23 protein-coding genes are annotated in these 24781 nt (G+C 70.5%); 19 read left to right on the top strand and 4 right to left on the bottom strand.

All coding sequences use genetic code 11. From position 1 onward, the window contains the following. The 17 genes from G495_RS0104475 to G495_RS0104395 all read left to right on the top strand — a co-directional run bounded on the left by G495_RS0104475 (position 1) and on the right by G495_RS0104395 (position 17455). Complete coding sequence (locus G495_RS0104475; protein ID WP_156939574.1) at positions 1 to 1140, top strand: DegT/DnrJ/EryC1/StrS family aminotransferase; 1140 nt, start codon at positions 1 to 3, stop codon at positions 1138 to 1140. Positions 1141 to 1144: 4 nt separating this feature from the next. Next, positions 1145 to 3028, top strand: a complete 1884-nt coding sequence (locus G495_RS0104470) for a polysaccharide biosynthesis protein (protein ID WP_028586812.1) — start codon at positions 1145 to 1147, stop codon at positions 3026 to 3028. A 66-nt stretch (positions 3029 to 3094) separates the two neighbouring features. After that, on the top strand, positions 3095 to 3874 hold the full coding sequence (fliR, locus tag G495_RS0104465) for a flagellar biosynthetic protein FliR (RefSeq protein ID WP_028586811.1): 780 nt from the start codon (positions 3095 to 3097) through the stop codon (positions 3872 to 3874). Between the two features lie 22 nt (positions 3875 to 3896). Beyond that, complete coding sequence (flhB, locus tag G495_RS0104460) at positions 3897 to 4964, top strand: flagellar biosynthesis protein FlhB (RefSeq protein WP_028586810.1); 1068 nt, start codon at positions 3897 to 3899, stop codon at positions 4962 to 4964. Between the two features lie 37 nt (positions 4965 to 5001). Further along, on the top strand, positions 5002 to 7104 hold the full coding sequence (flhA, locus tag G495_RS0104455) for a flagellar biosynthesis protein FlhA (protein WP_028586809.1): 2103 nt from the start codon (positions 5002 to 5004) through the stop codon (positions 7102 to 7104). Between the two features lie 38 nt (positions 7105 to 7142). Next, the gene (locus tag G495_RS0104450; RefSeq protein WP_028586808.1) at positions 7143 to 8228 is read left to right on the top strand and encodes a flagellar biosynthesis protein FlhF; all 1086 of its coding nucleotides are present in this window, start codon (positions 7143 to 7145) and stop codon (positions 8226 to 8228) included. 55 nt (positions 8229 to 8283) lie between these two features. After that, positions 8284 to 9069 (top strand): MinD/ParA family protein, encoded by a 786-nt coding sequence (locus G495_RS0104445; RefSeq protein WP_425387594.1) that lies wholly within the window; start codon positions 8284 to 8286, stop codon positions 9067 to 9069. Further along, positions 9023 to 9811, top strand: a complete 789-nt coding sequence (locus G495_RS0104440; protein ID WP_028586806.1) for a FliA/WhiG family RNA polymerase sigma factor — start codon at positions 9023 to 9025, stop codon at positions 9809 to 9811. Before G495_RS0104445 ends, G495_RS0104440 begins: the two co-directional genes overlap by 47 nt. A 14-nt stretch (positions 9812 to 9825) precedes the next feature. Continuing rightward, positions 9826 to 10212 carry a chemotaxis response regulator CheY gene (locus G495_RS0104435; RefSeq protein WP_028586805.1) on the top strand — a complete coding sequence of 129 codons (387 nt, stop codon included), beginning with the start codon at positions 9826 to 9828 and terminating at the stop codon, positions 10210 to 10212. Between the two features lie 36 nt (positions 10213 to 10248). Further along, entirely contained in the window at positions 10249 to 10962 is a 714-nt protein-coding gene (locus G495_RS0104430; protein ID WP_028586804.1) for a flagellar basal body-associated FliL family protein, read from the top strand. Beyond that, on the top strand, positions 10963 to 11295 hold the full coding sequence (locus G495_RS0104425; RefSeq protein ID WP_028586803.1) for a hypothetical protein: 333 nt from the start codon (positions 10963 to 10965) through the stop codon (positions 11293 to 11295). Between the two features lie 38 nt (positions 11296 to 11333). Further along, positions 11334 to 11753, top strand: coding sequence for a hypothetical protein (locus G495_RS0104420; RefSeq protein ID WP_028586802.1), 420 nt, complete (start codon positions 11334 to 11336; stop codon positions 11751 to 11753). A 166-nt stretch (positions 11754 to 11919) separates the two neighbouring features. Further along, positions 11920 to 12792 (top strand): hypothetical protein, encoded by an 873-nt coding sequence (locus G495_RS20175; protein ID WP_028586801.1) that lies wholly within the window; start codon positions 11920 to 11922, stop codon positions 12790 to 12792. A 36-nt stretch (positions 12793 to 12828) separates the two neighbouring features. Then, positions 12829 to 13860, top strand: a complete 1032-nt coding sequence (locus G495_RS0104410) for a tRNA dihydrouridine synthase (protein ID WP_342667794.1) — start codon at positions 12829 to 12831, stop codon at positions 13858 to 13860. Between the two features lie 49 nt (positions 13861 to 13909). Next, positions 13910 to 14755 carry a 4-hydroxy-3-methylbut-2-enyl diphosphate reductase gene (ispH, locus tag G495_RS0104405; RefSeq protein ID WP_028586799.1) on the top strand — a complete coding sequence of 282 codons (846 nt, stop codon included), beginning with the start codon at positions 13910 to 13912 and terminating at the stop codon, positions 14753 to 14755. A 39-nt stretch (positions 14756 to 14794) separates the two neighbouring features. Continuing rightward, positions 14795 to 15766: a chemotaxis protein gene (locus tag G495_RS0104400; protein ID WP_028586798.1), complete on the top strand. Its 972-nt coding sequence runs from the start codon at positions 14795 to 14797 to the stop codon at positions 15764 to 15766. Between the two features lie 27 nt (positions 15767 to 15793). Then, complete coding sequence (locus G495_RS0104395; RefSeq protein WP_028586797.1) at positions 15794 to 17455, top strand: NAD+ synthase; 1662 nt, start codon at positions 15794 to 15796, stop codon at positions 17453 to 17455. Between the two features lie 260 nt (positions 17456 to 17715). Here the strand turns inward: G495_RS0104395 and G495_RS0104390 are convergent, their stop codons facing one another. After that, positions 17716 to 19707 carry a FapA family protein gene (locus tag G495_RS0104390; protein WP_028586796.1) on the bottom strand — a complete coding sequence of 664 codons (1992 nt, stop codon included), beginning with the start codon at positions 19705 to 19707 and terminating at the stop codon, positions 17716 to 17718. A gap of 790 nt (positions 19708 to 20497) precedes the next feature. Here G495_RS0104390 and G495_RS17635 point away from each other — a divergent pair. Beyond that, a complete protein-coding gene (locus G495_RS17635) occupies positions 20498 to 21049 on the top strand; it encodes a TetR/AcrR family transcriptional regulator (RefSeq protein WP_051445062.1) in 552 nt (183 codons plus the stop codon). After that, positions 21046 to 21483, top strand: coding sequence for a pyridoxamine 5'-phosphate oxidase family protein (locus tag G495_RS17630; protein WP_051445061.1), 438 nt, complete (start codon positions 21046 to 21048; stop codon positions 21481 to 21483). The genes G495_RS17635 and G495_RS17630 overlap by 4 nt, the downstream gene beginning before the upstream one ends. On the opposite strand, the gene G495_RS20170 is transcribed toward G495_RS17630, so the two are convergent. The 3 genes from G495_RS20170 to hypD all read right to left on the bottom strand — a co-directional run bounded on the left by G495_RS20170 (position 21476) and on the right by hypD (position 24600). Continuing rightward, positions 21476 to 22360 (bottom strand): sensor histidine kinase, encoded by an 885-nt coding sequence (locus G495_RS20170; RefSeq protein ID WP_169734350.1) that lies wholly within the window; start codon positions 22358 to 22360, stop codon positions 21476 to 21478. The genes G495_RS17630 and G495_RS20170 overlap by 8 nt on opposite strands. Before the next feature lie 137 nt (positions 22361 to 22497). After that, a complete protein-coding gene (gene hypE, locus G495_RS0104370) occupies positions 22498 to 23505 on the bottom strand; it encodes a hydrogenase expression/formation protein HypE (RefSeq protein WP_028586795.1) in 1008 nt (335 codons plus the stop codon). Positions 23506 to 23508: 3 nt separating this feature from the next. Continuing rightward, positions 23509 to 24600 (bottom strand): hydrogenase formation protein HypD, encoded by a 1092-nt coding sequence (hypD, locus tag G495_RS0104365; RefSeq protein ID WP_028586794.1) that lies wholly within the window; start codon positions 24598 to 24600, stop codon positions 23509 to 23511. Between the last annotated feature and the right edge of the window lie 181 nt (positions 24601 to 24781).

Below are 24781 nucleotides of genomic sequence, written 5' to 3'. Positions count from 1 at the left end.
GTGCACGACAGAATCTTCCTGTCCTCCCCGCACATGGGCGGCAGCGAACTGCGATACGTCGAACAGGCTTTTGCGGACAACTACATCGCCCCGGTCGGCCCGCACATCCCGGCCTTCGAGCAGGAGTTCGAGGCCGTCATCGGCCACGGGCACTGCGTGGCCGTGGCCTCGGGCACGGCGGCCCTGCATCTGGCCCTGCGCCTGGCGGGCGTGAGCCCGGGCGACGAGGTGCTCTGCTCGGACCTGACCTTCATCGCCTCGGCCTCGCCCATCGTCTACCTGGGCGCGCGCCCCACGTTCATCGACGCCGATCCCGCCACCTGGAACCTGGACCTCGAGGTGCTCGAAGCCCACCTCTCGGCCCGGCGCCGCGCGGGCGGGCCCATGCCGCGCGCTCTGGTGGTGGTGCACCTCTACGGCCAGCCCTGCGACATGGACGCCGTGGGCGCCATCTGCGCCGAGTACGGCGTGGCCGTGGTCGAAGACGCCGCCGAATCCCTGGGCGCCCTGCACCAGGGCCGCCAGACCGGCACCTTCTCCACCACGGCGGTGTTCAGCTTCAACGGCAACAAGATCATCACCTGCGGCGGCGGCGGCATGTTCGTCGCAAAGGACAAGGCCCTGGCGGATAAGGCCCGTTTCCTGTCCACCCAGGCCCGCGACGCCGCGCCGCACTACCAGCACTCCGAGCTGGGCTACAATTACCGCATGAGCAACATCCTGGCCGCCGTGGGCCGGGGGCAGATCGAGGTGCTGGCCGCGCGGGTGGAGCAGAAGCGCGCCCTGTTCGCGGGCTACGTGGAGCGCCTGGGCGCCCAGCCCTGGATCGAATTCATGCCCGAGGTGCCCACGGGCCGCGCCAACCGCTGGCTGACCTGCGCCCTGCTGGGCGACGACGCCGCCTCGGGCTACCGCATGCGCGAGGCCGTGCGTCTGGCCCTGGAAGAAGCCAACATCGAGTCGCGGCCCATCTGGAAGCCCATGCACATGCAGCCGGTCTTCGCCCAGGATGCCTTCGCGGGCCCCGGCGCCGACGAGGCGATGTTCGCCCGGGGCCTGTGCCTGCCCTCGGACACCAAGATGACCGAGGCCGACCTGGACCGTGTCTGCGAGCTGGTCGTCCGCGCGGCCAGGGGCTAGCCCGATGATCCACAGGCTGAAGTCGTACAACTTCTATGTCTTGCTGGTCATGGACGCCGCCCTGGTGCTGGCGGCCCACGGCCTGAGCTACCTGATCCGCTTCGAGGGCGCCCTGCCCGCCGAGCACGCCCAGCGCCTGCTCGACACCCTGGGCCCCCTGCTGGTGGTCAAGCTGCTGTGCTTCCTGGCCTTCGGGCTGTACCGGGGCATGTGGCGCTACACCAGCCTGTCCGACATGGCCAACATCGCCAAGGCCGCCTCGGCGGCCACGCTGCTCATCGTCGGCTACCTGGTGCTGTCGCGCAACTTCGCGGGCTATTCGCGCTCGGTGTTCGTGCTCGACTGGTTCTTCACCATGGCCTTCGTGGCCGGGCTGCGGGTGGGCATCCGCCTGTTCTACGGCATGGGCTTCGTGGACCTGCCCTCGGTCTTCAGGCGCCACTGCCCCGCCAGCGTGGCCACACGCTGCGTGGTCATCGGGGCGGGCAACTCCGCCGAGCGCCTGCTGCGCGACATCGGCGGCAACCCCCGGGCGGGCATCCAGGTGGCGGCCCTGTTCGATGACGACCCCGGCAAGCAGGGCCGCGAGCTGCACGGCGTGCCGGTCATCGGACCCGTGCGCGCCCTGGGGCGCTGGATGGAGTCCGACCAGTTCCGCGCCCGCGAGGCGCTCATCGCCATCTCCAACATCTCCGGCCCGGGCATGCGCGAGGTCATCGGCCACTGCGAGGCCTCGGGCCTGGCCTACCGGCGCATCCCCAGCCTGGCCGAGCTGGCCCAGGGCAAGGTCACGGTCAAGGACCTGCGCGACGTGGACTACAAGGACCTGCTGGGCCGCGAGCCCGTGCACCTGGACATGGAAGGCATCGCCGGCTACCTGCGCGGGCGCACGGTGCTGGTCACCGGGGCGGGCGGGTCCATCGGCTCGGAACTGTGCCGCCAGATCGTGGCCTTCGAGCCCGGGCGCCTGCTGCTGCTCGACGCCAGCGAGTCCAACCTCTACGCCATCCAGATGGAGATGGAGCACGAGCGCGGCTTCAAGCGCTACGAGGCCCTGCTGGGCTCCCTGCAGGACACGGACTGGACCGCCCACGTGCTCGACACCTACCGCCCCGAGGTCATCTTCCACGCCGCGGCCTACAAGCACGTGCCCATGCTGGAGGAAAACCCCTGGCAGGCCGTGCTCAACAACGTGCTGGCCACGCGCAACCTCGTGGAGGCCGCCGTGGCCCGGGGCGTGGAGCGGCTGCTGGTGGTCTCCACCGACAAGGCCGTGCGGCCCACCAATGTCATGGGCGCGTCCAAGCGCATCACCGAAAAGATCATGCAGGCCAACTGCGGACGCGGCACGCGGCTCATGGCCGTGCGCTTCGGCAACGTCATCGGCTCGGCGGGCTCGGTGATCCCGCTCTTCCGCCGCCAGATCGAGCGCGGCGGCCCGCTGACCATCACCCACCCCGAGGTCACCCGCTTCTTCATGACCACCGAGGAGGCCTGCCAGCTCATCCTCCAGGCCGGGAGCATGGGCGAGGGCGGCGAGATCTTCGTGCTCAAGATGGGCAAGCCCGTGCGCATCGCCGACATGGCCGCCGACCTGATCCGCCTCTCGGGCAAGGAGCCCGGGCGCGACATCGAGATCAAGTTCATCGGCCTGCGCCCCGGCGAAAAGCTCTACGAGGAGCTGATCACCGCCGACGAGGGCGTGGTGCCCACCGGGCACGAGCAGATCATGGTCCTGCGCAGCGAGGCCTGCGCCCACGCCGGGCTGGACGCCGCCCTGGAGGCCCTGCGCCGGGCCGCCGAGGCCCGCGACCACGCGCGCATCCGCCAACAACTTGTCGAGATCGTGCCCGAGTACGTGCCCGACCACAGCCACGACAGCAAGTAATCCCGGCCACTTGGGCGCCCACCGCCCCGGGGGCGCCCCTGGCCCGGCCTTTGCAACAGGCCGGGCATGGACCTGTTCACCTTCGCCCCCGCCCACGCCCTGAGCTTCCTGCTGACGCTCATCCGCGTCAGCCTGGTGCTCTTCGTGCTGCCCTTCTTCGGCGGGGAGACGGTGCCCAACGCGGTCAAGGCGGCGCTGTGCATCGTGCTGTCCTGGGCCCTGTGGCCCCACCTCTCCTTCCCCGGCGAACTGTTCCCCAAAAACCCCTGGCTCATCGGGCTGATGGTCCTTGGCGAAATGGCCATCGGGCTGTGCCTCATGCTCGTGGTGCGCTTCCTGTTCGCGGCGGTGCAGACGGGCGGGCAGCTCATCGGCTTCCAGATGGGCTTTTCCATGATCAACGTCATCGACCCGCTCACCGGGCAGCAGGTGGTCATCACCTCGCACTTCCTCTACATGACCACCCTGCTGACCTTCCTGGCCCTGGACGGGCACCTCTACCTGCTCCAGGGCCTGGCCGACAGCTTCACCCTGGTGCCCCCGGGCGGGGTGGTGCTCAGCGCGGCCCTGGGCCAGGGCCTGCTGGATCTGGCAGGCAGCATCTTCGTGCTGGCCATCAAGATCGCGGCCCCGGTGATGGCCGCGCTGTTCCTGGTGGACCTGGCCCTGGCCCTGGTGGGCCGCGCCGCGCCGCAGATGCACGTGCTGATCCTGGGCTTCCCCATCAAGATCGCCGTGGGCTTCTTCTTCCTGAGCATCCTGTTCACCACCCTGGCGCGCTACGTGGGCAACTTCATCATCGACATGGGCCCGACGTTCCGGGGCCTGCTCGGCACCATGGCCTGACCCGGGCCCCAAGGACGCAACCGTGGCCAAAGATCCCAGCAAAACAGAACGCGCAACGCCCAAGCGGCGCAAGAAGGCCCGCGAGGAGGGCAACGTCGCCAAGGGCATGGAGCTGCCCAAGGCCACGGTGCTGCTGGCGGGGCTGGCGGCCCTGCACCTGTTCATCGGGCTCATCGCCGGCGAGCTGCGCAAGATCTTCTCGCTGTTCCTCAACCGCGCGCCGGAAATGGAGCTGGGCACCGAGAGCGTCTACGCGCTGCTGCTGGACATGAGCGGCAGCCTGGCGCTGATGGTCCTGCCGCCCATGGCCCTCATGGGCGCCGTGGCCTTCCTGACCCAGCGCCTGCAGGTCGGCCCGCTGTGGACGACCAAGGTCTTCGAGCCCAAGTTCGCCAAGATGTTCAACGTGCCCGCCTCGCTCCAGCGCATGTTCTTCTCGCCCAAGACCGCCGTAAACCTGGTCAAGAACATGCTCATGGCCGTGGTCATCGGCATCGCCCCGGCCATCGTGCTGACCCAGGAGATCGAGAAGGCGGGCGGGCTGTTCTACGCCAACGCTGCGGGCGTGGCCTCCTACATCCTGGCCGCCGGGTCCAAGATGGTGCTCTACGCCCTGGTGCCCATGCTGCTCATCGCCATCGCCGATCTGCTCTACATGCGCTGGGACTACGAAGAGAACATCAAGATGAGCAAGGACGAGGTCAAGGACGAGCACAAGCAGCAGGAGGGCGACCCGGAGATCAAGCGCAAGCAGCGCGAGAAGATGATGCAGTCCATGGCCAAGCGCATGCTCCAGAACGTGCCCAAGGCCGACGTGGTGGTCACCAACCCCACGCACATCGCCGTGGCCCTGCAATACGACCCGCTGCAAAGCCCGGCGCCGCTGGTGCTGGCCAAGGGCGCCGACCACCTGGCCGAGAAGATCAAGGAGGTCGCCCGCGAAAACCGGGTGCCCATCCGCGAGAACGTCACCCTGGCACGGGCCTTGTATAAGAGCTGCGAAGTGGGCGACTCGATCCCCGAGGAACTCTTCCAGGCCGTGGCCCAGATCCTGGCCCAGGTCTACAAGATGAAGCGCAGACGGAACTGACGGCCCCCGGGAACCCCAGCCACAAGGTGTCAAAGCAATGGCTTCAAACAGCGGCGCGCTGAATCTCGATTACGGGCGCTTCGAAAAGCAGGGCGACGTCCTGCTGGCGACGGGCGTGGTCATCATCCTGTTCGTGATGCTCATCCCCCTGCCCACCATTTTTCTAGACATTCTTTTGACATTCTCCATCAGCCTGAGCCTGGTGGTCCTGGTCACGTCCATGTTCATGACCAGCCCCCTTGAATTCTCCATATTTCCCACGTTGTTGCTGGTAACGACCATGCTGCGCCTGGCCCTCAACGTGGCCTCCACGCGGCTCATCCTGCTCACCGGCGACACCGGCCCCGAGGCGGCAGGCAAGGTCATCCAGACCTTCGGCCAGTTCGTGGTCGGCGGCAACTACATCGTGGGCATGGTCATCTTCCTCATTCTTTTCGCGCTGAACAAGATGGTCATCGTCAACGGCACCACGCGCATCGCCGAGGTGGCCGCACGCTTCACCCTGGACAGCCTGCCCGGCAAGCAGATGGCCATCGAGGCCGACCTGAACGCCGGGCTCATCGACGAGAAGGAGGCCACCTCCCGGCGCCACGCCATCCGCAAGGAGGCCGACTTCTACGGCGCCATGGACGGCGCGGGCAAGTTCGTCTCCGGCGACGTGAAGGCCGGCATCCTCATCACGGCCATCAACCTCGTGGGCGGCATCCTCATCGGCACCCTGCAAAAGGGCATGAGCTGGTCCGACGCCGCCCAGACCTACACGCTTCTGACCATCGGCGACGGCCTGGTGGCCACCATCCCCTCGCTCATCGTCTCCACCAGCGCGGGCATCATCGTCTCGCGCGCGGCAGCCGAGGCGCGCATGGGCCAGGAGTTCCTGGCGCAGCTGACCTACCACACCCGAGCCCTCAAGCTCGTGTCGGTGATCCTGGTGGTCTTCTCCCTGGTGCCGGGCATGCCGACCCTGGTTTTCCTGGCCCTGTCGGGGCTGGTGTTCTTCATGTCCACCCTGTCGGCCCGCCACCGCGAGGCCCAGGGCGACCAGGCCCGGGCCAAGGCCCAGGCCCCGCAGACCCTGGACACCCCCGAGGAGGTCCAGACCCTGCTGCCCCTGGACATGCTGGAGCTGGAAGTCGGCTACGGGCTCATCCCCCTGGTGGACGAGGAGCAGGACGGCAACCTGCTGGCGCGCATCCGCTCCATCCGCCGCCAGTTCGCCCTGGACATGGGCGTGGTGGTGCCCTCGCTGCACCTGCGCGACAACCTCCAGCTCAAGCCCGGGCAGTACTCGGTGCTCATCAAGGGCAACCAGGTGGCCTCGGGCGAGATCATGGTGGACCACCACCTGGCCATGGACCCCGGCGACGCCAAGCACCGCATCCAGGGCATCGAGACCATGGAGCCCGCCTTCAACCTCCCGGCGCTGTGGATTCCCGAGGCCCAGAAAGAGGAGGCCATGCTCGCCGGGTACACGGTGGTCGATCCCTCCACGGTCATCGCCACGCACCTGACGGAAATCTTCAAGCGCAACCTGCACGAGTTCCTGGGCCGCCAGGAGGTGCAGGAGCTGCTGGACAACCTGGCCAAGCGCACCCCCAAGGCCGTGGAGGAGCTGGTGCCCGGCACCATGGACCTGGGCGCGGTGCAGAAGGTGCTGCAAAACCTGGTGCGCGAGCACATCTCCGTGCGCGACCTGCTCACCGTGGTGGAGACCCTGGGCGACTACGGCCGCACGGTGAAGGACACCGACCAGCTCACCGAGTACGTGCGCTCGCGCATGGGCCGCACCATCATCAAGCCCTACCTGGACTCCAAGGGCACCCTGCCCATCGTGACCCTGGCCCCGAAGATCGACAAGGCCTTCAGCGAGAACCTGCGCCAGACCGAGCACGGCGCCTACCTGGCCATGGACCCGGCCCTGGCCCAGCGGATCATCAGCCTCATCAACGACGCCGCCGAGCGCGCCGTGAACACCGACGGCCAGCCCGTGCTGCTGACCACCCCGGCGGTGCGCCCGCACATGGCACAGCTGCTGCATAGGTTCATCCCGAACCTGCCGGTCATCTCCCAGGCCGAGATTCCGGCGGACGTGAAGTTGCAGACCCTGGCCCACGTGGACATGCCCGGCAATGGCAACTGATTTGAGAGCGCAACCCACAGACCGCACGGACAGGCCCCATGCAGGTTAAGACGTTCACAGCCAAGGATGCCCAGGCCGCCATGGCCCGGGTCAAGGCCGAGCTGGGCGGCGACGCCGTGATCCTGGCCACCCGCAAGTGCGCCGAAGGCGGCAGGAGCTGGTGCGAGATCACCGCCGCCCTGGACTCCCCGCTGCCCCAGGCCGCGCCCGGCGACGACGCCCTGGCGGCCCCGGCCCCGGGCTGGGGCGAGTGGCACCGCGAGTGGGACCAGATCAAGGCCCACCTCACGGCGCTCATGCGCCCGCAGCTCGACCTGGGCGCCCTGGCCCCGCGCCAGCGCCAGGCCCTGGAGCACCTGGAGGCCGAGGGCGTGGGCGAGGGCGCCGTCATGGCCCTGGCCGCAGGTCTGCGCGCCGACCGCCAAGCCTCCATCCTGGCGCCCCTGGGCGCCATGGTCAGCGCCGTCCCCTTCGACGCGCGCCACTGGCCCCAGCGCCTGCACGCCGTGGCCGGGCCCAGCGGAGCGGGCAAGACCACGACCCTGTTGCGCCTGGCCCTGGCCTGCCAGCAGGCCCGCCCCGGGGCGCGCATCCTTATCGTCAACGCCGACGCCGCCCAGGCCAAGGGCCGGATGTTCCTCAAGCATTACGCCGAGCTGTCGGGCATCACCTTCCGCGAGGCCGCCAGCCCGCGCGAGCTGGCCGCCGTGCTCGCCGCCGGACAAAAGTTTGACAAGGTCTTCCTGGACCTGCCCCCCGTGGGCACGGGGCTGACCCTGGACGGCTACCTGAAGCTGCTCGGCCTGTCGGAGCGCGACGACCTGGCCGTGCATCTGGTGCTCTCGCCGCTGTACGCCGGCGCCCAGCTCTCCCGCTACCTGCGGGCCTACAAATCCCCGAAAACGGCGTCCCTCGTCTGGACGAAGCTCGACGAAGCCTGTAACTACGGGGACATCGTCAACGCCGCGTACGCTACGGGCCTGCCCGTGTCGGCCCTGTCCTTCGGGACGGGGCTGCGGGGCACCCTGGTGCCGGCCAAGGCGGTCATGCTCTGGAAGCTCCTGTTCAAGCACGAGCTGCCGCAAAGCCCCATCGAGGAAAAACGTGGCCGATACGCTCACTAGGGAAAGGCCCGCCCCCCGCGCAGGACGCGCCAAGGCCACACCGCAGGTCATCTCGGTGACCTCCGGCAAGGGTGGGGTCGGCAAGACGAACATCGCCGTGAACCTGGCCTGCCTGCTGGCCCGCGCGGGCAAGCGCGTGGTGCTGCTCGACGCCGACCTCGGCCTGGCCAACGTGGACGTGGTCCTCGGGCTGACGCCGGAGAAGAACCTCTTCCACCTCTTCCAGGAAGGGGCCGAGCTGGCCGACATCCTCCTGCCCACGCCCCACGGCTTCTCCATCCTGCCCGCCGCCTCGGGCGTGGGCGAGATGCTGGAGCTGCACACCGGGCAGAAGCTCGACCTGCTGGAATCCATGGACGCCCTGGAAGACACGGTGGACTTTCTCATCGTGGACACCGGCGCGGGCATCAACGAGAACGTGCTCTACTTCAACCTCGCCGTGCAGGAGCGGCTGCTGGTGCTCACCCCCGAGCCCACCTCGCTGACCGACGCCTACGCCCTGATCAAGGTGCTCAAGGCCGAGCACGACGTGGACCGCTTCCGCGTGCTCGTGAACATGGCCCGCACGCCCAAGGCCGCCCGCGAGGTCTACGCCAAGCTGCACGCCGCGTGCGACCATTTCCTGTCGGGCATCTCCCTGGACCTGGCGGGGGTGGTACCCTTCGACCCCGGGGTACGCGCGGCGGTGGTCCGCCAGATCCCGTTCACGGTGCTGGACCCGGACGGTCCGGCCTCCACAGCCCTGGCGGATGTCGCCAGGAAGGCAACCTCATGGAAGGGAACGGCACAGCTCGATGGAAACATTAAGTTTTTCTGGAAAAAGCTCCTCTTCCAGAACTGAGCCGTGGAAGCTCCTCGAAACCGGGGAGTGCCCGTGGGTCCAGTTCAGCCCCAGGGAGCAGGACGTCATCGTCCGCCACTTCGCCCCCAAGGTGAAGATCCTGGCCCTGCGCCTCAAGGGCAAGCTGCCCCAGCAGGTGGACCTGGGCGAGCTGATGTCCGCCGGAACCCTGGGGCTCATCGAGTGCCTGCGCAAATACAAGCCCGAGCTGAACATCAAATTCGAAACCTACGCGGAGAACCGCATCAAGGGCGCCATGCTCGACGAGCTGCGGCGCATGGACTGGTTCTCGCGCGGGCTGCGGGCCCGGGTGCGCCAACTCGAGGACGCCACCCTGACCCTGGAACGCCAGACCGGGCACAAGCCCACCCAGGAGGAGCTCATGCGCGAGACCGGCCTGTCGCGCAAGGACGTGGAGTCGGGCCTGGCCGCCCTGCAGAACCAGCTCTGCCTGAGCCTGGAAACCATCCAGGACCACTTCTCTGCCGAGAACGGGGCGCACAACGACAACGAGCCCTACCGCTCCGCGGCCATGCAGGATGTTGTTGACAAAATCGCCAAGCTGATAGACGAGTTGACCCTCCGCGAGAAACTGGTATTATCCCTCTATTACAGCGACGAGTTGAACATGCGGGAAACTGCGGAGGTCATGGGCATCACCGAGGGTCGGGTGTCCCAGCTCCACTCCCAGGCCCTCAAGAAGCTGCGACACAAATTCCGGGCCGCCTACGGCCTCGATTAGAGCGGGAGATTTTCATGGCTTACGACAAAAACATGCGCGTCCTCGTCGTGGACGACTTCTCGACCATGCGCCGGATCATCAAGAACATCCTGCGCCAGCTCGGCTTCAACAACATCGTCGAGGCCGACGACGGCAGCACGGCCTGGGAAGTCCTCAACAAGGACAAGATCGACTTCATCGTTTCGGACTGGAACATGCCCGAGATGCCGGGCATCGACCTGCTGCGCAAGGTGCGCGCCAGCGAGGAGTTCCAGCACATCCCGTTCCTGATGGTCACTGCCGAGGGCTTGCAGGAGAACATCATCGAGGCGGTCCAGGCCAAGGTGTCCAACTACATCGTCAAGCCCTTCACCGCCGAGACCCTGTCCCAGAAGATCGACAAGATCTTCGAGCGCAAGTAGCGGCCTCCGTAGGCGCCTTGCGCACCGGTGGTCCCCATGGTTCCCGACGCCAACATCGCGGACGGCCTCGCCGACAACGTCAAGGCTGAACTCGATGCCGAGGAACTGACCGCCAACCTCCCCAAGGAACAGCAAAAAGTCGAGCTGGACCTTGAGGATGCCCCGTTCCTTGAAGAAGAGGAGGAGGAAGAGGAGGAGCAGCCCCAGGAGCAGCCCGCCGCTCCTGTCGCCCTCGAATCCGCCGCCGACGGGCCCAAGCCGTGGTTCCGGCGCAAGGAGATCATCATCCCCGCCGGGGCCGGTGCCCTGGCCCTGCTCGTGCTGCTGCTGTGGCTTGTGCTGCGCGCCGCCCCCGAGCCCGAGGCCCCGGCGCCCGCGCCCGAAGAGCTGGCCACGCAGCCCGGGGACGAGCCGCTCCCCCCGCCCGCCGAAGAGGCGCAGCCCCAGGAGTACATGGTCACGCTGGCGCCCTTCTGGGTGGAACAGCGCGACGACAAGGGCGCGGTCCGCTTCCTGGTCTGCCAGTTCACCGCCGTCACCAACGACGAGAAGCTCTCGTTCGAGATAACCCAGAAGACCACCATCCTGCGCGATGCGGTTTTCTACTATCTCAAGAACAAGGACCTGACCTACCTGTCCGACAAGACCAACGTGGAGGCGCTCAAGACGGACCTGTTGTCCGTCATGAACCAGTACCTGAGCGTGGGCAGGCTGGAAACCATCCTGGTGGACCAGTATCTGGTGAAATAGATGCCTGCGACCATCAACCTCCCGGTCCTGCTGGCCCAGCTGCCGCACCTGGCCAAGCTGACCAGCGCCGAGCAGTCGGGGCCCGCCAACCAGGCGCGCTTTTCCGAGGCCCTGTCGCGCCAGCAGCAGGAGTTGGCCAAGGACCAGGTCCAGCAGATCGACAAGAAGGAAAAGACCGCCGTGGCCGACGAGCATGGCCGCGGCGGCGGCGCCCCCCCGCAGCCCCGCCGCGAGGCGCGCCGGAGGGCCGACGCCAAGGACGCCCCGGACGCCCAGGACGAGCCCCAGCCCAAGTCCCCCTGGGCCGGGAACATCATCAATCTCAAGATCTGAAACCCGGCCAGCCGCGCCCCAACCCCCAGGACCGCCGCATGTCCCCGTCCCTGCTCCTGCTCTTCCTGGTCAGCCTCACCGAGCTCGCGCTGCTGGTGGTGGTGCTGGTGTTCTTCCTGCGCCTGCGCCGCTCCGAGGCTCTGCTCGGCGCCCTCCAGGAAAAACAGGAACTGCTCCTGCGCAAGCTGCACTTCAACGCCGAGCTGGAGCAGGAGCTGGTGTCCACCTTCGCCAAGCGCCAGGAGGTGCTCGCCGGGCTGGACCAGCGCCTGCAGGACCGCGCCGCCGAGCTGGAAAAACTGCTGCGCCAGGCCGAGCAGGTCAGCCGCTCGCCGCGCTTTCTGCGCGAGGTGGTGCTCTCGGGCCACCGCCAGGGCAAGTCCGCCCAGGCCCTGGCCCTGGCCACCAGCCTGTCCGTGGACGAGGTCGAGCTGATCATCGGCCAGGCCGAGGGCTAGCTGGCCGTTGCCCCATTCCTTTATTCCAGGCCGTTCGACAATGGTGAACTGCAAGGCGCAAAAACAATCCAGGACCGCCGCGTGCCCGGACGGACGCGGGGGCCCGGCCTGGTTGCGCGCCGCAGCAGGTCGTCATTTCGGGGCGGCCCGCTAGGGGCCGGGCGCCATGCGCATCCAGGGCGACGGCGCGGGATCGGGCGGCGGCAGCCACGGCGGCGGCGACCGCCCCGGGGCCTTCCGCCGCAGGCACCGCCCCGGCGAGCGCCTTGCGGGCCGCGTGCTGCGCCGCGAGGCGCCCGGGCTGGCCTGGGTGGACATCCAGGGCCTGGAGCTGCTGGCCAGCATCGCCTCGGACCCCGCCCCCGGCACGGTGCTGCTCTTCGAGGTGCTGCGCACCGACCCCGACATCCTGCTGCGCGAGCTGCATGTGGCCCGCGCGGCGAACGACCCCCTGGGCCCGGCTGCCGACGCCTTCTGGGCGGCCCGCTCGCGGTTCGAGGCCCATGCGGGCGCCCTGCGCGAGGCCATGGCCGCCGCCGGGGCGGACCCTGCGGCCCGCCAGGCGGCCTTTGCCCGGGCCCTGGCCGCCGACCCCGGGCTGGACGCCCTGTTCCAGACCCTGGAGCAGGCCCGCGCCGCCGCCAGCGCCCTGACCGCCGCCCGGGGCGCAGGCAGCCTGGAATACCGCCCCTGGCTGCTGCCCTGGGCCCTGTCGGGCGAGATGCTCGTCGCCGCGCGGCCCGCTGCGGCTGGCGCCGCCGCCCTCGTGGAAACCACCTTCGCCTTCGCCGTGCCCGGCCCGGGCCAGTGCGAGCTGCGGCTTCTGGAAAGCCCGCCCCGGGCCAGCGCCCGGCTGCTGGCCGAGCACCCCGACCGCGCCCGCGACGTGCTGCGGGCCATGCAGGACGCGGGCTGGCCCGGGCCCGGGGCGCGCCTTTTCGCCCCCGCGCCCCTGCCTGCGGCGGCCCGGGCCGGAGTGCTGGCCCCGCTGCTGTGCGCCGCCTCCCTGGCCCGCCCGCGCCTGTCGCGCAGGGTCTGACCCGCGCACGCCTTGTGTTCCGCGTCCCGGGATGCTATGCGCGCCCTGTACGCCCCGGCGCCGGGGCCCACCTCCAGCCCGCCCGTGCCCATGCACCACCCCGACAGCCCGCCCATCACCGCCGACGCGCCCTGGCTCGCGCCCCTGGCCGGATTCTCCGACCTGCCCTTCCGCCTGCTGTGCCGTGAGCACGGCGCCGCCGTGGCCGTGACCGAGATGGTCAGCGCCAAGGGCCTGTGCCACGACAGCTCCGGCACCGCCGACCTGCTGGCGACCACCCCCGCCGACGCGCCCCTGGTGGTGCAGCTCTTCGGCTCGGAGCCGCAGTATATCGAGCGGGCCGTGGGCCTGTTGCTGGAGCGGGGCTTTGGCTGGTTCGACCTCAACGCGGGCTGCCCGGTGCGCAAGGTGGTCAAGACCGGGGCCGGGGCGGCCCTGCACAACGACCCCGACCTGCTGGTGGCCCTGGCCGGGCGCATGGCGGCCCTGGCCGGGCCGGGCCGCTGCGGGGTCAAACTGCGCCGGGGCTGGGCCGCCGGGCAGGACAACTACCTGGAGCTGGGCCGGCGCCTGGCCGACGCGGGCACGGCTTGGCTGGCCCTGCACCCGCGCCACGCCCGCCAGGGCTACTCCGGCGAGGCCGACTGGGCGTGCCTCGCGGCCCTGGCCCGGGCCGTGGACATACCGGTCATTGCCAGCGGCGACCTGTTCGACCCCGAGGCCGGGGCCCGCTGCGTGCGCGAAACCGGCGTGGCCGGGGTCATGTTCGCCCGGGGGGCGCTCTACGGGCCGTCCATCTTCGCGCGCTACCGGGCCCTGCTGGCCGGGCGCGAACTGCCCGCCCCCGCCCCGGCCGAGCTGGCGGCGACCATCCGCCGCCACGCCGCCCTGGCCCGCGAGCACCTGCGCGAGCGCCACGCCCTGCTCCAGATGCGCACCATCGTGCCGCGCTACGTGCGGCACATGCCCGGAGCCCGGGCCCTGCGCGCCCGGCTGGTCCAGTGCCGCACATGGGACGAGCTGGACGCGCTGGTATCCGCCTTTCTCCTGGACAGTTCCCCGCAATAGTTTCATATTGAACAGATTGCGTATTCCAAAAGCAGCACAAGGACCCGCAATGCGCGTCATTCTCGCCGAAACAGCCGGATTCTGCATGGGCGTCAGCCTGGCCCTGAAGCGCCTGGACGCCGTTCTCGAAGGCGCCGCTGGCGCCCCCATCTGCACCCTGGGGCCGATCATCCACAACCCCCAGGTTCTCGAAATGTACGAACAGCGCGGCGTGCAGCGCATCAACGGCCCCGGGGAGGCCCGGCCCGGGAGCACGGTCATCATCCGCGCCCACGGCGTGCCCGTGGGCGTCGAGCGGCTGCTCAAGGAGCGCGGGGTGGACATCGTGGACGCCACCTGCCCCAAGGTGAAAAAGGCCCAGCTGCTCATCGAGCGCCAGGCCCAGCGCGGGCGCACGCTGCTGCTCTACGGCGAGGAGAACCACCCCGAGGTGCAGGGCCTGCTGTCCTACGCCTCCACCAAGGCCCTGGTCTTCGACAGCCCCCAGGCCCTGGAAGGGCGCCTGGAGCGCGACCGCGAATACGTGCTCGCCGCCCAGACCACCCAGGACAAGGAAGTCTTCCGCCAGATCAAGGAATACGTCCAGGCCCGGACCTCGCGCCCCCTGCCCGTGCTGGAAACCATCTGCAACGCCACGCGCGTGCGCCAGGAGGAAGCCATCGCCATCGCCCGCAGGGTGGACCACATGGTGGTGGTCGGCGGCTACGAGAGCGGCAACACCCGCCGCCTGGCCAAGGTCGCCGCCGAACAGGGCGTGCCCTGCACCCATGTGGAGACCGCCGCCGAGCTGCGCAGCGCCGATTTCGAGGGTTGCACCACTGTCGGCTTGACAGCGGGCGCCTCCACCCATGATAAGACAATCGAGGAAGTACGCGCCCTGCTCGAGGCGCTCTAACCGGACCCGCGCGACCGGCAGGCCGCGACTGGAGGCTCCATGTCCCAGACCAACATCCTTCTCGAAGCCGGAACCAACGAGCTGGAGATCGTCGAATTCTACATCGACGAGGTCTCCCCCTCCGGGGCCTCCTACCAGGGCTACTACGGCGTCAACGTGGCCAAGGTGCTGGAGATCATCCGCAAGCCCAAGATCACCGAGATGCCCGAGGTCAACCACCCCTCGGTGCTCGGGGCCTTCAACCAGCGCTCGCACATCATCCCCCTGGTGGACCTGGCCCTGTGGCTGGGCAAAAGCCGCACCGAGGCCGACTCGCCCAAGGTCGTGGTCACCGAGTTCAACCAGGTCACCACCGCCTTCCTGGTCTCGGGCGTCACGCGCATCCACCGCATCAGCTGGGAGGAGGTCGAGCAGCCCAACCGCTACGTGTCCTCGCTGTCCAACAACTCCATCACCGGCGTGGTCAAGCTCGAAGGCCGCATCGTCTTCATCCTCGACCTGGAGAAGATCGTCGCCGACTTGAACCCCAGCCTGGGCCTGCGCCTGGACGAGACCATCGACTGGACCTCCACCCAGGGCTACAAGGCCCTGGTGGCCGACGACTCGGCCCTGGTGCGCGAAATGCTCAAGGACCTGCTGCAAAAGGCGGGCTTCGCGGTGGAGACCGTGGTCAACGGCCGCCTGGCCTGGGAACGCCTGGAACGCTTCCGCGACGCCGCCCAGGCCGAGGGCCGCCCCCTGTGGGACTACGTCAACGTCCTGGTCTCGGACATCGAAATGCCCAGCATGGACGGCCACAACCTCACCGTGCGCGTGCGCCAGGACCCCTTCCTGAAGAACCTGCCGGTGATCCTGTTCTCCTCGCTGATCACCGACAAGCTGCGCCACAAGGGCGACTCCGTGGGCGCCGACGAGCAGGTCTCCAAGCCCGAGGTCTCCCGCCTGGCCCTGCGGGCCCGCGAAATCATCGAACAGCGCATGGCCGCCGGGGGGGCGCCCGCCCAGGGCTGACCGCGGCCCGCCCCTGCCTCCGCCGCCATGCGCATCGCCCTGCTCCAGACCGACCCCACCGTGGGCGACCTGCCCGGCAACGCCGCCCTCATCGCCGAGGGCGTGCGCGCCGCTGCCGCCCAGGGGGCGGACCTGTGCCTGACCCCCGAGCTGGCCCTGCTGGGCTACCCTCCGCGCGACCTGCTGCTGGTGCCGTCCTTCGTGCAGGCCGCCGAGGCCCGCCTGACGGAGCTGGCCCGGGAGCTGGCCGCGCTGCCGCCCGTGCTGGTCGGCACGGCCTGGCCCACCCCCGGGGCGCCGGGGCGCCCGCTGTACAACGGCGCGGCGCTGCTGCGCGCCGGGCGCGTGCAGACCCGCTTCCCCAAGACCCTGCTGCCCACCTACGACGTGTTCGACGAGGACCGCTACTTCGAGCCCGGGCCCGGCCCGGGCTGCTTCGAGCTGGACGGGCGGCGCGTGGCCGTGACCATCTGCGAGGACCTGTGGAACGACTCCCAGTTCTGGGAGCAGCGGCGCTACCCCGGCGACCCCATGGGCGCCGTGGCCACCCTGGGCGCCGACGTGGTGGTCAACCTCTCGGCCTCGCCCTTCACCCTGGGCAAGCAGCAGGTGCGCCAGAAGATGCTCGGCCACCTGGCCGCCAAATACCGCGTGCCCGTGCTCTACGCCAACCAGGTCGGCGGCGCCGACGACCTCGTGTTCGCCGGGCGCAGCATGGCCTTCGGGCCGGACGGCGCCCTGCTGGCCCGGGCCCGGGCCTTCGAGCCGGACCTGCTGGTGGTGGACCTGGGCGCCGGCGGCGCCCCGCCCGCCCCCGGGCGCGTGGAGGCCGACGACTTCGCCCCGGAAAGCGAAGCCTGGCGCGCCCTGGTGCTGGGCACGCGCGACTACGCGCGCAAGTGCGGCTTCACGCGGGTGCTCCTGGGCCTGTCCGGCGGCATCGACTCGGCCCTGACCGCCGCCGTGGCCGCCGCCGCCCTGGGGCCGGACAACGTGCTGGGCGTGCTCATGCCCTCGCCGTGGTCCAGCCCCGGCAGCGTGGACGACTCCCTGGCCCTGGGCCGCAGCCTGGGCATCGAGACCATGACCCTGCCCATCGCCCCGCTCATGGCCGCCTTCGACGCCGCCCTGGCCCCGGCCTTCGCGGGCGCCGCGCCCGATGTGACCGAGGAGAACATCCAGGCCCGCATCCGCGGCAACCTGCTCATGGCCCTGTCCAACAAGCGCCGGGCCCTGCTGCTCACCACGGGCAACAAATCCGAGCTGGCCGTGGGCTACTGCACCATCTACGGCGACATGTCCGGCGGGCTGGCCGTGATTTCCGACGTGCCCAAGACCCTGGTCTTCCGCCTGTGCCGCTGGCTGAACGCCAGCCAGGGTCGCGAGGTCATCCCCGCGCCCATCATCACCAAGCCGCCCTCGGCGGAGCTGCGCCCCGGCCAGAAGGACGAGGACTCCCTGCCGCCCTACGACGTGCTGGACCCGATCCTGGAAGGACTGGTGGAGCGCCGCCAAAGCCCCGACGAGGTGGCCGCCCGGGGCTTCGATCCGGCCCAGGTCCGCCGCGTGGCCGCCCTGGTGGCCGGGGCGGAGTTCAAGCGCCGCCAGGCCGCCCCGGGCCTGAAGATCACCGACCGCGCCTTCGGCACCGGCTGGCGCATGCCCCTGGCCAGCCGCCTGCGCACCTGAGCCCCGGCAAGGGGACACCGGGACGCAGCGCCCAAACCCGGACAGCAGCAAGAGACACTCCAAAACTGCGGGCCCCCGCAACGGGCGCAGCCCCTGCCCGGTCACGGCTGCCGCCCCAGGCGGCCTGTCGGATGCCCAGGCCGTCTGGAAATGGTAGGCGGCAAGGCGGGGAAAAATCCAGGACACGCAGTGCATCCCGTCGCCACACGTGTTCAGGATGTTTGCACTGGCGCAGCAGATCGCCGCTTTGGGGTTGCCCGCTAGCGCAGGACCTTGATGCCCTTGGTCCGGCGGCTCCAGGTGAAGGCCACGCCCTGCATGGGCTCCTCCAGGCGCAGGGCCGCCCCGCCCATCTTGATGACCACCCCCGGATGGGCCGTGCCGCGCACGGTGATGCGCGCCGCGTCCACCGTTTCCATGAGCATCCGGGCCAGTTCGGCCAGGGCCTTGCCCACCTCGGCCACGCGCGCGGACAGCTCGCGGCGCACGGCCAGCACATGGTCCAGGGTTTCGCGCCGGGCCGGGGTCAGGGCCGCCAGTTGCTCGGGGGTCAGGCGGGCCAGCCCGGCGTCGATATGCGCCAAGCGCCGCTTGAGGGCGCGCTTTTCCTCCACCAGGGGCCGGGCCTCGGGCACATCCTGGGACAGGGCCAGCACCGTGGCCACCCCCAGGGTGGACCCGGCCTCGTCGGTCTCGATGCCGCGCCCGGCCACCACCGTGCCGCCCATGATCCGCCCACCCGGGCTGGTGACGCGCACCAGCCCGCCCGCGCGGACCATGAACCCCGCGTGCACGGTGCTGTGGGCGATGTAGCGCGCCACGGTCACATCGCCTCCGGCGGTGATGCCCGCGTTCTGGGCGAACAGCGCGCGCACGGAGCCCCCGGCGCGGATGCCGGGCCCCTCCTGGCTCGCCCTGGCGCCGGGCGCCTCGCCGGACATGGCGATGCCCCCGCCCACCACCACGTCGCCGCCGCAGTCGATGGCCGCGTCCTCCACGGTGCCGTCCACCAGCACGCTGTGCGGGGCGTACACGGCGAACCCTGCGCCCACGCCCCCGCGCACATGCACCGACCCCTCGCTGACCCGCACATGCCCCGTGGAGAGATCCACGTTGCCGGGCACCACCAGCAGGTCCGAAATTTCCAGATGATTGCGCAGGCGCAGCACCACACCCGTGGCCGTGGCGCGCAGCAGGGCGTCGTCGTCCGGGACAGGCTCCACGCCCCGGCCCAGGCGCAGGCCCAGGGGCTGCCCCTGGCGCGCGGGCACCACGGCGCCGAACACGTCCATCCCCGGCTCGCCCGGCGTGGGCGGATGGATGCGCGCGATGTCCTGGCCCGTCTCCACCACGGGGCTGAAGCCGCGCTCGCGGTAGTCCATGCGCCCCTGCTCGTCCATCTGCCCCAGGGTGCTCTTTTCGGCCACCAGCAGTTCCAGGGCCTCGTCTGTGCCGTGCTTGGGGGCCCGGCCTGCGGCCAGCGTGACCCCGGCCACGGGCCGCCCCGTGGCCCAGGCCTCGTCCAGGGCCCGGGCGATGGCCCCCAGGTCCACGCCCTGGACCACGCCCAGGCGCACCAGTTCCTCCTCCACCCGGCTCAGGGTGATGCGCTGGCCTGCGGCGTCGAAGCCGTGCAGGGTGCCCGTGACGGCCAGCCGGTCGTTGGAGACGACCAGCAGCGGCTCCACGCGCACCTGGCCCTCGTCGGCGCGCACCGTGCCCGCCACGGTGGCCATGAGCGTGCCGTCGGCCTCGCGACGGCACCCGGCGTCGCGGGGCAGCACCAACTCGCCCGGGGGCTCGTCGCCCGGCGGGGGCACGGGGGCTCCCAGCAGGTCGCGCCCGGGCCGGGCCTCGCGGGCCGGGTGCAGCCGGGCGAAGGCCATGTCCGGCATCACGGGCCGGGTCAGGTCCACCAGCGGCTCGAACACCGCGTCGCGGCCCGCCTCGGGCGCGCGGCCCCGGGCCAGGGGGACGGCGCGGGGGTCGCCGCCCGCCGCCAGCAGGGCCACCACGCGGTCCATGGCCTCGGGGTCAGCTTCGGCGGCAACACCCGCCTGACGCACGGCGCGACGCAGGGCGGCGGCGTCCAGGGGCCGCCCCTGGCCCCGGGCCGGGCTGTGGCACTCCACGGTCAGGGTCATGCGGTCGTCGGACAGGCGCAGGCCGACCACGGCGTCGCGGTCGGGGCCGCCGGGGTGCTCGGGGTCGGGCGGACAGGGCGGCAGGGTGGGGGAACGCTTGAAGACCATGGGGCTTCCGGTGCGCGCAATGCCCCGGGGCCGGGCGCGATTCCCAATGGCCCCAAGGGGATGGAGAACGTCTTACCCTCGTGGTAGCACCCCCGGGGCGGACCTGCAAAGGGAATCTCACCCCGCGCCCCGGACGACGGGCTGCCTCTCTCAGGAGCACTGGCGCCAATCCCAGTGGCGCCCCGCGCCCGGGTAGCCCGACCCCGCTTCCCCTGCCTCTCCGCCCGGCACGGGGCGAGGCCGGGTTGACCGTGCCAGGAGCCCCGCTCCCCCGGGGCTCCCCGCCCGATGCCACGGAGACGGCAAACGGCGGGTGGTCCACAGACCGCGCCCGGGAGGCACCGCCACAGACACAGGCCAGATGGTCAGGCCACACCCCTGGACCATCCGGAACAGACCGCTCCCCCTGCTTTTCTTCTCTTTTCCCGCTCAGGCGCATTGACAACAGGCCCGCGACGCAGTAGACAATACCATACCGTATGGTATTCAATAAAACAAAACCGCCGGGAAGAACCGCAACGCCTCGGATGCGTTGGCAGTCACGGCAACCGACAAAGGCCGACGGCGAGCGGTAGTCCCGGGGTGAAGGCCAAAAGCAAGCGATACGCCCAGGGCAAAAACCGCCGCCAAGCGGCACGCCCGGGGCGGAAGTCAAAGGCGAAAGGCGCGCCCGGAGCGAAGGCCGACGGCGATGCACAAGACGACAGCGGGGACGGGGAAGCGAAACATGCGGCGCGTAAAGGCCATTACCCCCAGGGTGCCGGGCCCTGCCAAAGGAAGCACGGCCCCCGTGGCCCCGGCGCCCCGCCGCAGCCGCGACGACCTGCTGGCCCAGGGTCTGGCCCTGCTGGCCGAGGGCGGCATCGACGCCCTGACCATCGACGCCCTGTGCGCGCGCATGGGCGCGACCAAGGGCTCCTTCTACCACCACTTCGCCGGGCGGGACGACTTCCTGCGCGCCCTGCTGGAACACTGGGCCGCGCTGCGGCCCGCACGCGCCTCCCGCGCCCGCAGCCCGCGGCGGCGCATGGAGGCCCTGCTGCCCGCGGCCCAGGGCCCCGAGGCCGCCATCCGCGCCTGGGCCATGCGCGACCCCACCGCCCGCGACTACCAGCGGCGCGTGGACGCCCGGCGCCTGGGCGAACTGGAGGCCCTGCTGGGCGAGGCCACGGGCGACCCCGCCCGGGCGGCCCTGCTGGCGCGCATGGGCTACGCGCTGCTGCTGGGCGCCCAGGCCCTGGCGCCGCCCGCGGGCCCCGCCCAGCGCGCGGCCATGCTCGACCTGCTCTGGAAGGAACTGTGCATCCGCCCGGCCCGGGGCCGCGGCAAGGAGGATTCATGACCGGCGAGATGTCCTGGACCGAAGTGAAACGCACCCTGGCCGGCGCGCGCTTCCGCGCCCTGGCCACCGTGGGCGAGGACGGCGTGCCCCAGGTCACGCCCATCGGCTCGGTGGTGCTCACCGCCGAGGGCCGGGGGTTCTATTTCGAGGACGATGCGGCGGTGCTGCCGGGCAGCCTGGAGCGCGCGGGCGAGGTGGCCATCCTGGCCGTGGGCGGCGCGGGGGGCTGGCTGCGGCGGCTGGTGCGCGGCGCCCTGCCGGGCGGCCCGGCCCTGCGGCTTCGGGTCCGCGCCGGACGGCGCCGGGCGGCCACCGGGGCCGAGCGGGCCCTGCGCCTGTCCGGGGCCGGGCTCCTGGGCCGGGGGGTGCGCTTCGTGCGCGAGTTCACCGTGCAGGGCGTAACCCCGGTGCACCTGGGGGCGCTGCTCAAGTAGCGCCTGCGCCCGCCGTTTCCCCGGGCCCGGCCAGGGGCACGCGCAGTACGGCCCGGGTGCCCGCCCCGGGCAGGAAGTCCAGGCTGCCGCGCATCTGGGCCGTGAGCCCGCCGAGGATGGTCATGCCCATGGACTGGGCCGTGTCGGGGTCCAGGTCCGTGGGCAGGCCCACGCCGTCGTCGGCCACCTCGGCCTCCAGCCAGCTGCCATCGGCCCGCAGGGCCACGCGCACCGTGCCGCCCTGCTCCGGAGGAAAGGCGTGCTTGAAGGCGTTGGTCAGCAATTCGGCCAGGGCCAGGCCCAGGAAGGTCGCCCGGTCCACCCCCAGCACCACACCGCCGCCATCGGTGTGCAGGGCGATGCCCCGGCGCTGGCCGTCGTAGGCGCCCAGCAATTCGCGGCCCAGGGTTTCCAGGTAGCGGCCCATGTCGATGCGCCCCTGGCCGTGCTCGCGGCCCAGGGCGTCGTGGACCAGCCCCAGGGCGCGGATGCGCCGGGCGCAGTCGGCCAGCCGGGCGCGGTCCTGCGGGTCGGCGAACTGGGCGGCCTGGAGCTCCACCAGCCCCACGGCGGTCTGCATGTTGTTCTTCACCCGGTGGTGCAGTTCGGAGAACAGCACGTCCTGCTCACGCAGCAGCGCCCGCAGCCGCGCGCGGTCCTCTTCGCGTGCGCGCAGCTCGCCGTGCAGCAGCACGAAAAGCAGCCCGGCGGTCACGCAGACGAAGAACGCGCCCTTGTAGGTCTGCACCAGGGCATGGGCGCGCGGGTCGGGCACCAGCAGGGCCACGGCCTGATCGGAAAAGACGATCCACAGCCCGGCGAACAGGGCGTACAGCGCAGTGATGCGCACGGCGGGCCACAGGAACGATGACGGCACGGCGTCTCCGGCGGCGGGTCGCAGGGGCGCGCCCCATGCGCGCCGCCCGGCCCAGGCCTGCATTCTAGCAAAAAAGCACGCGGCCCGCAGCCGGAAAACCGACGGCGGGCCACGGAAAACAGCAGGCCACGCCGCGCCTAGCAGATGCGCGGCAGCTGCTCGCCTTCGAGCATGTTCAGCAGGCGCTTGCCGCCCAGGGCCGTGCGCAGCACGACCTTGCCGGGGTTGGCCGCCGCGACCGTGCCCACGCGCCGCGCGCCCGCGCCCTTGGGGTCGGCGTGCAGCAGGGCCAGCGCGGCCTCGGCCTTGGCCTCGGGCAGGATGCAGATGAGCTTGCCCTCGTTGGCGAGATACAGCGGGTCCAGCCCCAGGAAGGCACAGCCCGAGCGCACGGCGGGAGTCACGGGAATGGCGCCCTCGTCCAGCTCGATGCCCACGCCGGACTGCCCGGCGATCTCGTTCAGGGTGGTGGCCAGCCCGCCGCGCGTGGGGTCGCGCAGCACATGGATGTCGCCCACCTCCAAAAGCAGCCGCTCGGTCAGGCCGTTGAGGGCCGTGCTGTCGGAGAGCACGGGGGTCTCGAAGGCCAGGCCCTCGCGCTGGGCCAGGATGGCCAGCCCGTGGTCGCCCATGGTCCCCGACACGAGCACCGCGTCGCCGGGCGCGGCGCGGTGGCCGCTGGGGTGCTCGGCCACGAGCATGGTGCCCACGCCGGTGGTGTTGATGAAGATCTTGTCGGCCATGCCCCGGGGCACGACCTTGGTGTCGCCGGTGACGATGCTCACCCCGGCGTCGCGCGCGGCCTGGCCCATGGCCTGCACGATGCGTTCGAGCTTCTCCAGCTCGAAGCCCTCCTCCAGGATGAAGGCGCACGACAGGTACAGCGGCCGCGCCCCGAGCATGGCCACGTCGTTCACCGTGCCGTGCACGGCCAGCGAGCCGATGTTGCCGCCCGGAAAGAACACCGGATCGACCACGAAGGAATCGGTGCTCATGGCCAGGGGGCCCTGGATGTCCAGGAAGGCCGCGTCGTCCATGCGCGCCAGCACGGGGTTGTCGAAGTGGCGCAAAAAGAGTTCGCTGATCAGCCGCTGCGAGGCCTTGCCGCCGCTGCCGTAGTCGAGAAGGATATGCGTGGCGTCCATTGTCTACATCTCCAACTGGTACTTGTAATAGGCGGCGCAGGAGCCCTCGGTGGAGACCATGCACGGCCCCACGGGCTTGGCCGGGGTGCAGGCCTTGGCGAACAGCGGGCAGCGGTCGGGGGTCAGCTTGCCGCGCAGCACATCGCCGCAGCGGCAGCCGGGGATGGGCTTGGCCTCGGCCATGGTCAGCCCCAGGGTCTTCTGGGCGTCGAAAGCCTCGTATTCGGGCCGCAGGGCCAGCCCCGAGCCGGGAATCATGCCGATGCCGCGCCACAGGGCATCGGCGGGCGTGAACACGGACTCCATCACCGCCACGGCCTTGGGGTTGCCCAGGTCCTGCACGGCGCGGCGGTAGAGATTGACCACCTCGGCCCGGCCCTCCTTGCGCTGGCGCACGATGTCCAGCAGCGATTGCAGGATGTCCAGCGGATCGAAACCGGTGATGGCCGCAGGCAGGTGGAAGTCCTCGGCGATGAAGCGGTAGGGCTCCAGGCCGATGATGGTCGAGACATGGCCGGGCATGACCAGGGCGTGCAGGTTCAGCTCCGGGTCGCCCAGCAGCGCGCGCAGGGCCGGGGGCACCAGCTTGTGGAAGGACAGCACCTGGAAGTTACCCACCCCCGCAGCGCGCGCGGCCTGGAGGGTCGCCGCCACGGTGGGCGCCGTGGTCTCGAAGCCGATGCCCAGGAAGACCACCGTGGCCTGCGGGTTTTCGCGGGCCAGGGTCAGGGCGTCGAAGGGCGAGTAGACCACCGCCACCCGCGCCCCCTGGGCCATGGCGTCCTTGAGGCAGGTGCCGCCGGGCCCGGGCACGCGCACCAGGTCGCCGAAGGTGGCCACGATGACCCCGTCGCGCCCGGCCAGGTCCATGTACATGCCCACCTCGCTCTCGTGGGTCACGCACACCGGGCAGCCCGGGCCGGACAGGTGGACCACCCCCGGGGGCAGCATGGAGCGCAGCCCGCTGCGGAAGATGGCTACCGTATGCGTGCCGCAGACTTCCATGAAGCGCAGCTCGCCGTCCAGCTCGCGGTGGATGGCGTCCAGCACAGCCTTGCAGAGTTCAGGATCACTGAATTTGTCGAATATGCTCACGTGCGCTCCCAGGTCCGGTCGCATCCGGTTGCAGGTTGGGCGCAGGCGGCCTGCGCGCCGGGGCGCTCCCGCCGGACCATCGCCCCGAGGCCCGGCCATACTACGAAAGCCGCCACGACCTCAAGGCCGACCCCTTTCTTTTTCACGGTGACGCTGGTAGAACCCTGGGCACCGGACGCAC

It is taken from the genome of Desulfocurvus vexinensis DSM 17965, from assembly GCF_000519125.1.
Taxonomy (GTDB): Bacteria; Desulfobacterota; Desulfovibrionia; order Desulfovibrionales; family Desulfovibrionaceae; genus Desulfocurvus; species Desulfocurvus vexinensis.
The sequence above is the reverse complement of the archived record's forward strand: the minus strand, read 5'-3'. Positions and strand labels throughout refer to the sequence as shown.

What these genes read in the sequence shown, in the direction of transcription:
- G495_RS0104470 (WP_028586812.1), top strand. Translation starts at nt 1,145, where the DNA reads ATGATCCACAGGCTGAAGTCGTACAACTTCTATGTCTTGCTGGTCATG.
- fliR (WP_028586811.1), top strand. Translation starts at nt 3,095, where the DNA reads ATGGACCTGTTCACCTTCGCCCCCGCCCACGCCCTGAGCTTCCTGCTG.
- flhA (WP_028586809.1), top strand. Translation starts at nt 5,002, where the DNA reads ATGGCTTCAAACAGCGGCGCGCTGAATCTCGATTACGGGCGCTTCGAA.
- G495_RS0104450 (WP_028586808.1), top strand. Translation starts at nt 7,143, where the DNA reads ATGCAGGTTAAGACGTTCACAGCCAAGGATGCCCAGGCCGCCATGGCC.
- G495_RS0104440 (WP_028586806.1), top strand. Translation starts at nt 9,023, where the DNA reads ATGGAAACATTAAGTTTTTCTGGAAAAAGCTCCTCTTCCAGAACTGAG.
- G495_RS0104435 (WP_028586805.1), top strand. Translation starts at nt 9,826, where the DNA reads ATGGCTTACGACAAAAACATGCGCGTCCTCGTCGTGGACGACTTCTCG.
- G495_RS0104430 (WP_028586804.1), top strand. Translation starts at nt 10,249, where the DNA reads ATGGTTCCCGACGCCAACATCGCGGACGGCCTCGCCGACAACGTCAAG.
- G495_RS0104425 (WP_028586803.1), top strand. Translation starts at nt 10,963, where the DNA reads ATGCCTGCGACCATCAACCTCCCGGTCCTGCTGGCCCAGCTGCCGCAC.
- G495_RS0104420 (WP_028586802.1), top strand. Translation starts at nt 11,334, where the DNA reads ATGTCCCCGTCCCTGCTCCTGCTCTTCCTGGTCAGCCTCACCGAGCTC.
- G495_RS20175 (WP_028586801.1), top strand. Translation starts at nt 11,920, where the DNA reads ATGCGCATCCAGGGCGACGGCGCGGGATCGGGCGGCGGCAGCCACGGC.
- G495_RS0104410 (WP_342667794.1), top strand. Translation starts at nt 12,829, where the DNA reads ATGCGCGCCCTGTACGCCCCGGCGCCGGGGCCCACCTCCAGCCCGCCC.
- ispH (WP_028586799.1), top strand. Translation starts at nt 13,910, where the DNA reads ATGCGCGTCATTCTCGCCGAAACAGCCGGATTCTGCATGGGCGTCAGC.
- G495_RS0104400 (WP_028586798.1), top strand. Translation starts at nt 14,795, where the DNA reads ATGTCCCAGACCAACATCCTTCTCGAAGCCGGAACCAACGAGCTGGAG.
- G495_RS0104395 (WP_028586797.1), top strand. Translation starts at nt 15,794, where the DNA reads ATGCGCATCGCCCTGCTCCAGACCGACCCCACCGTGGGCGACCTGCCC.
- G495_RS0104390 (WP_028586796.1), bottom strand. Translation starts at nt 19,707, where the DNA reads ATGGTCTTCAAGCGTTCCCCCACCCTGCCGCCCTGTCCGCCCGACCCC.
- G495_RS17630 (WP_051445061.1), top strand. Translation starts at nt 21,046, where the DNA reads ATGACCGGCGAGATGTCCTGGACCGAAGTGAAACGCACCCTGGCCGGC.
- hypE (WP_028586795.1), bottom strand. Translation starts at nt 23,505, where the DNA reads ATGGACGCCACGCATATCCTTCTCGACTACGGCAGCGGCGGCAAGGCC.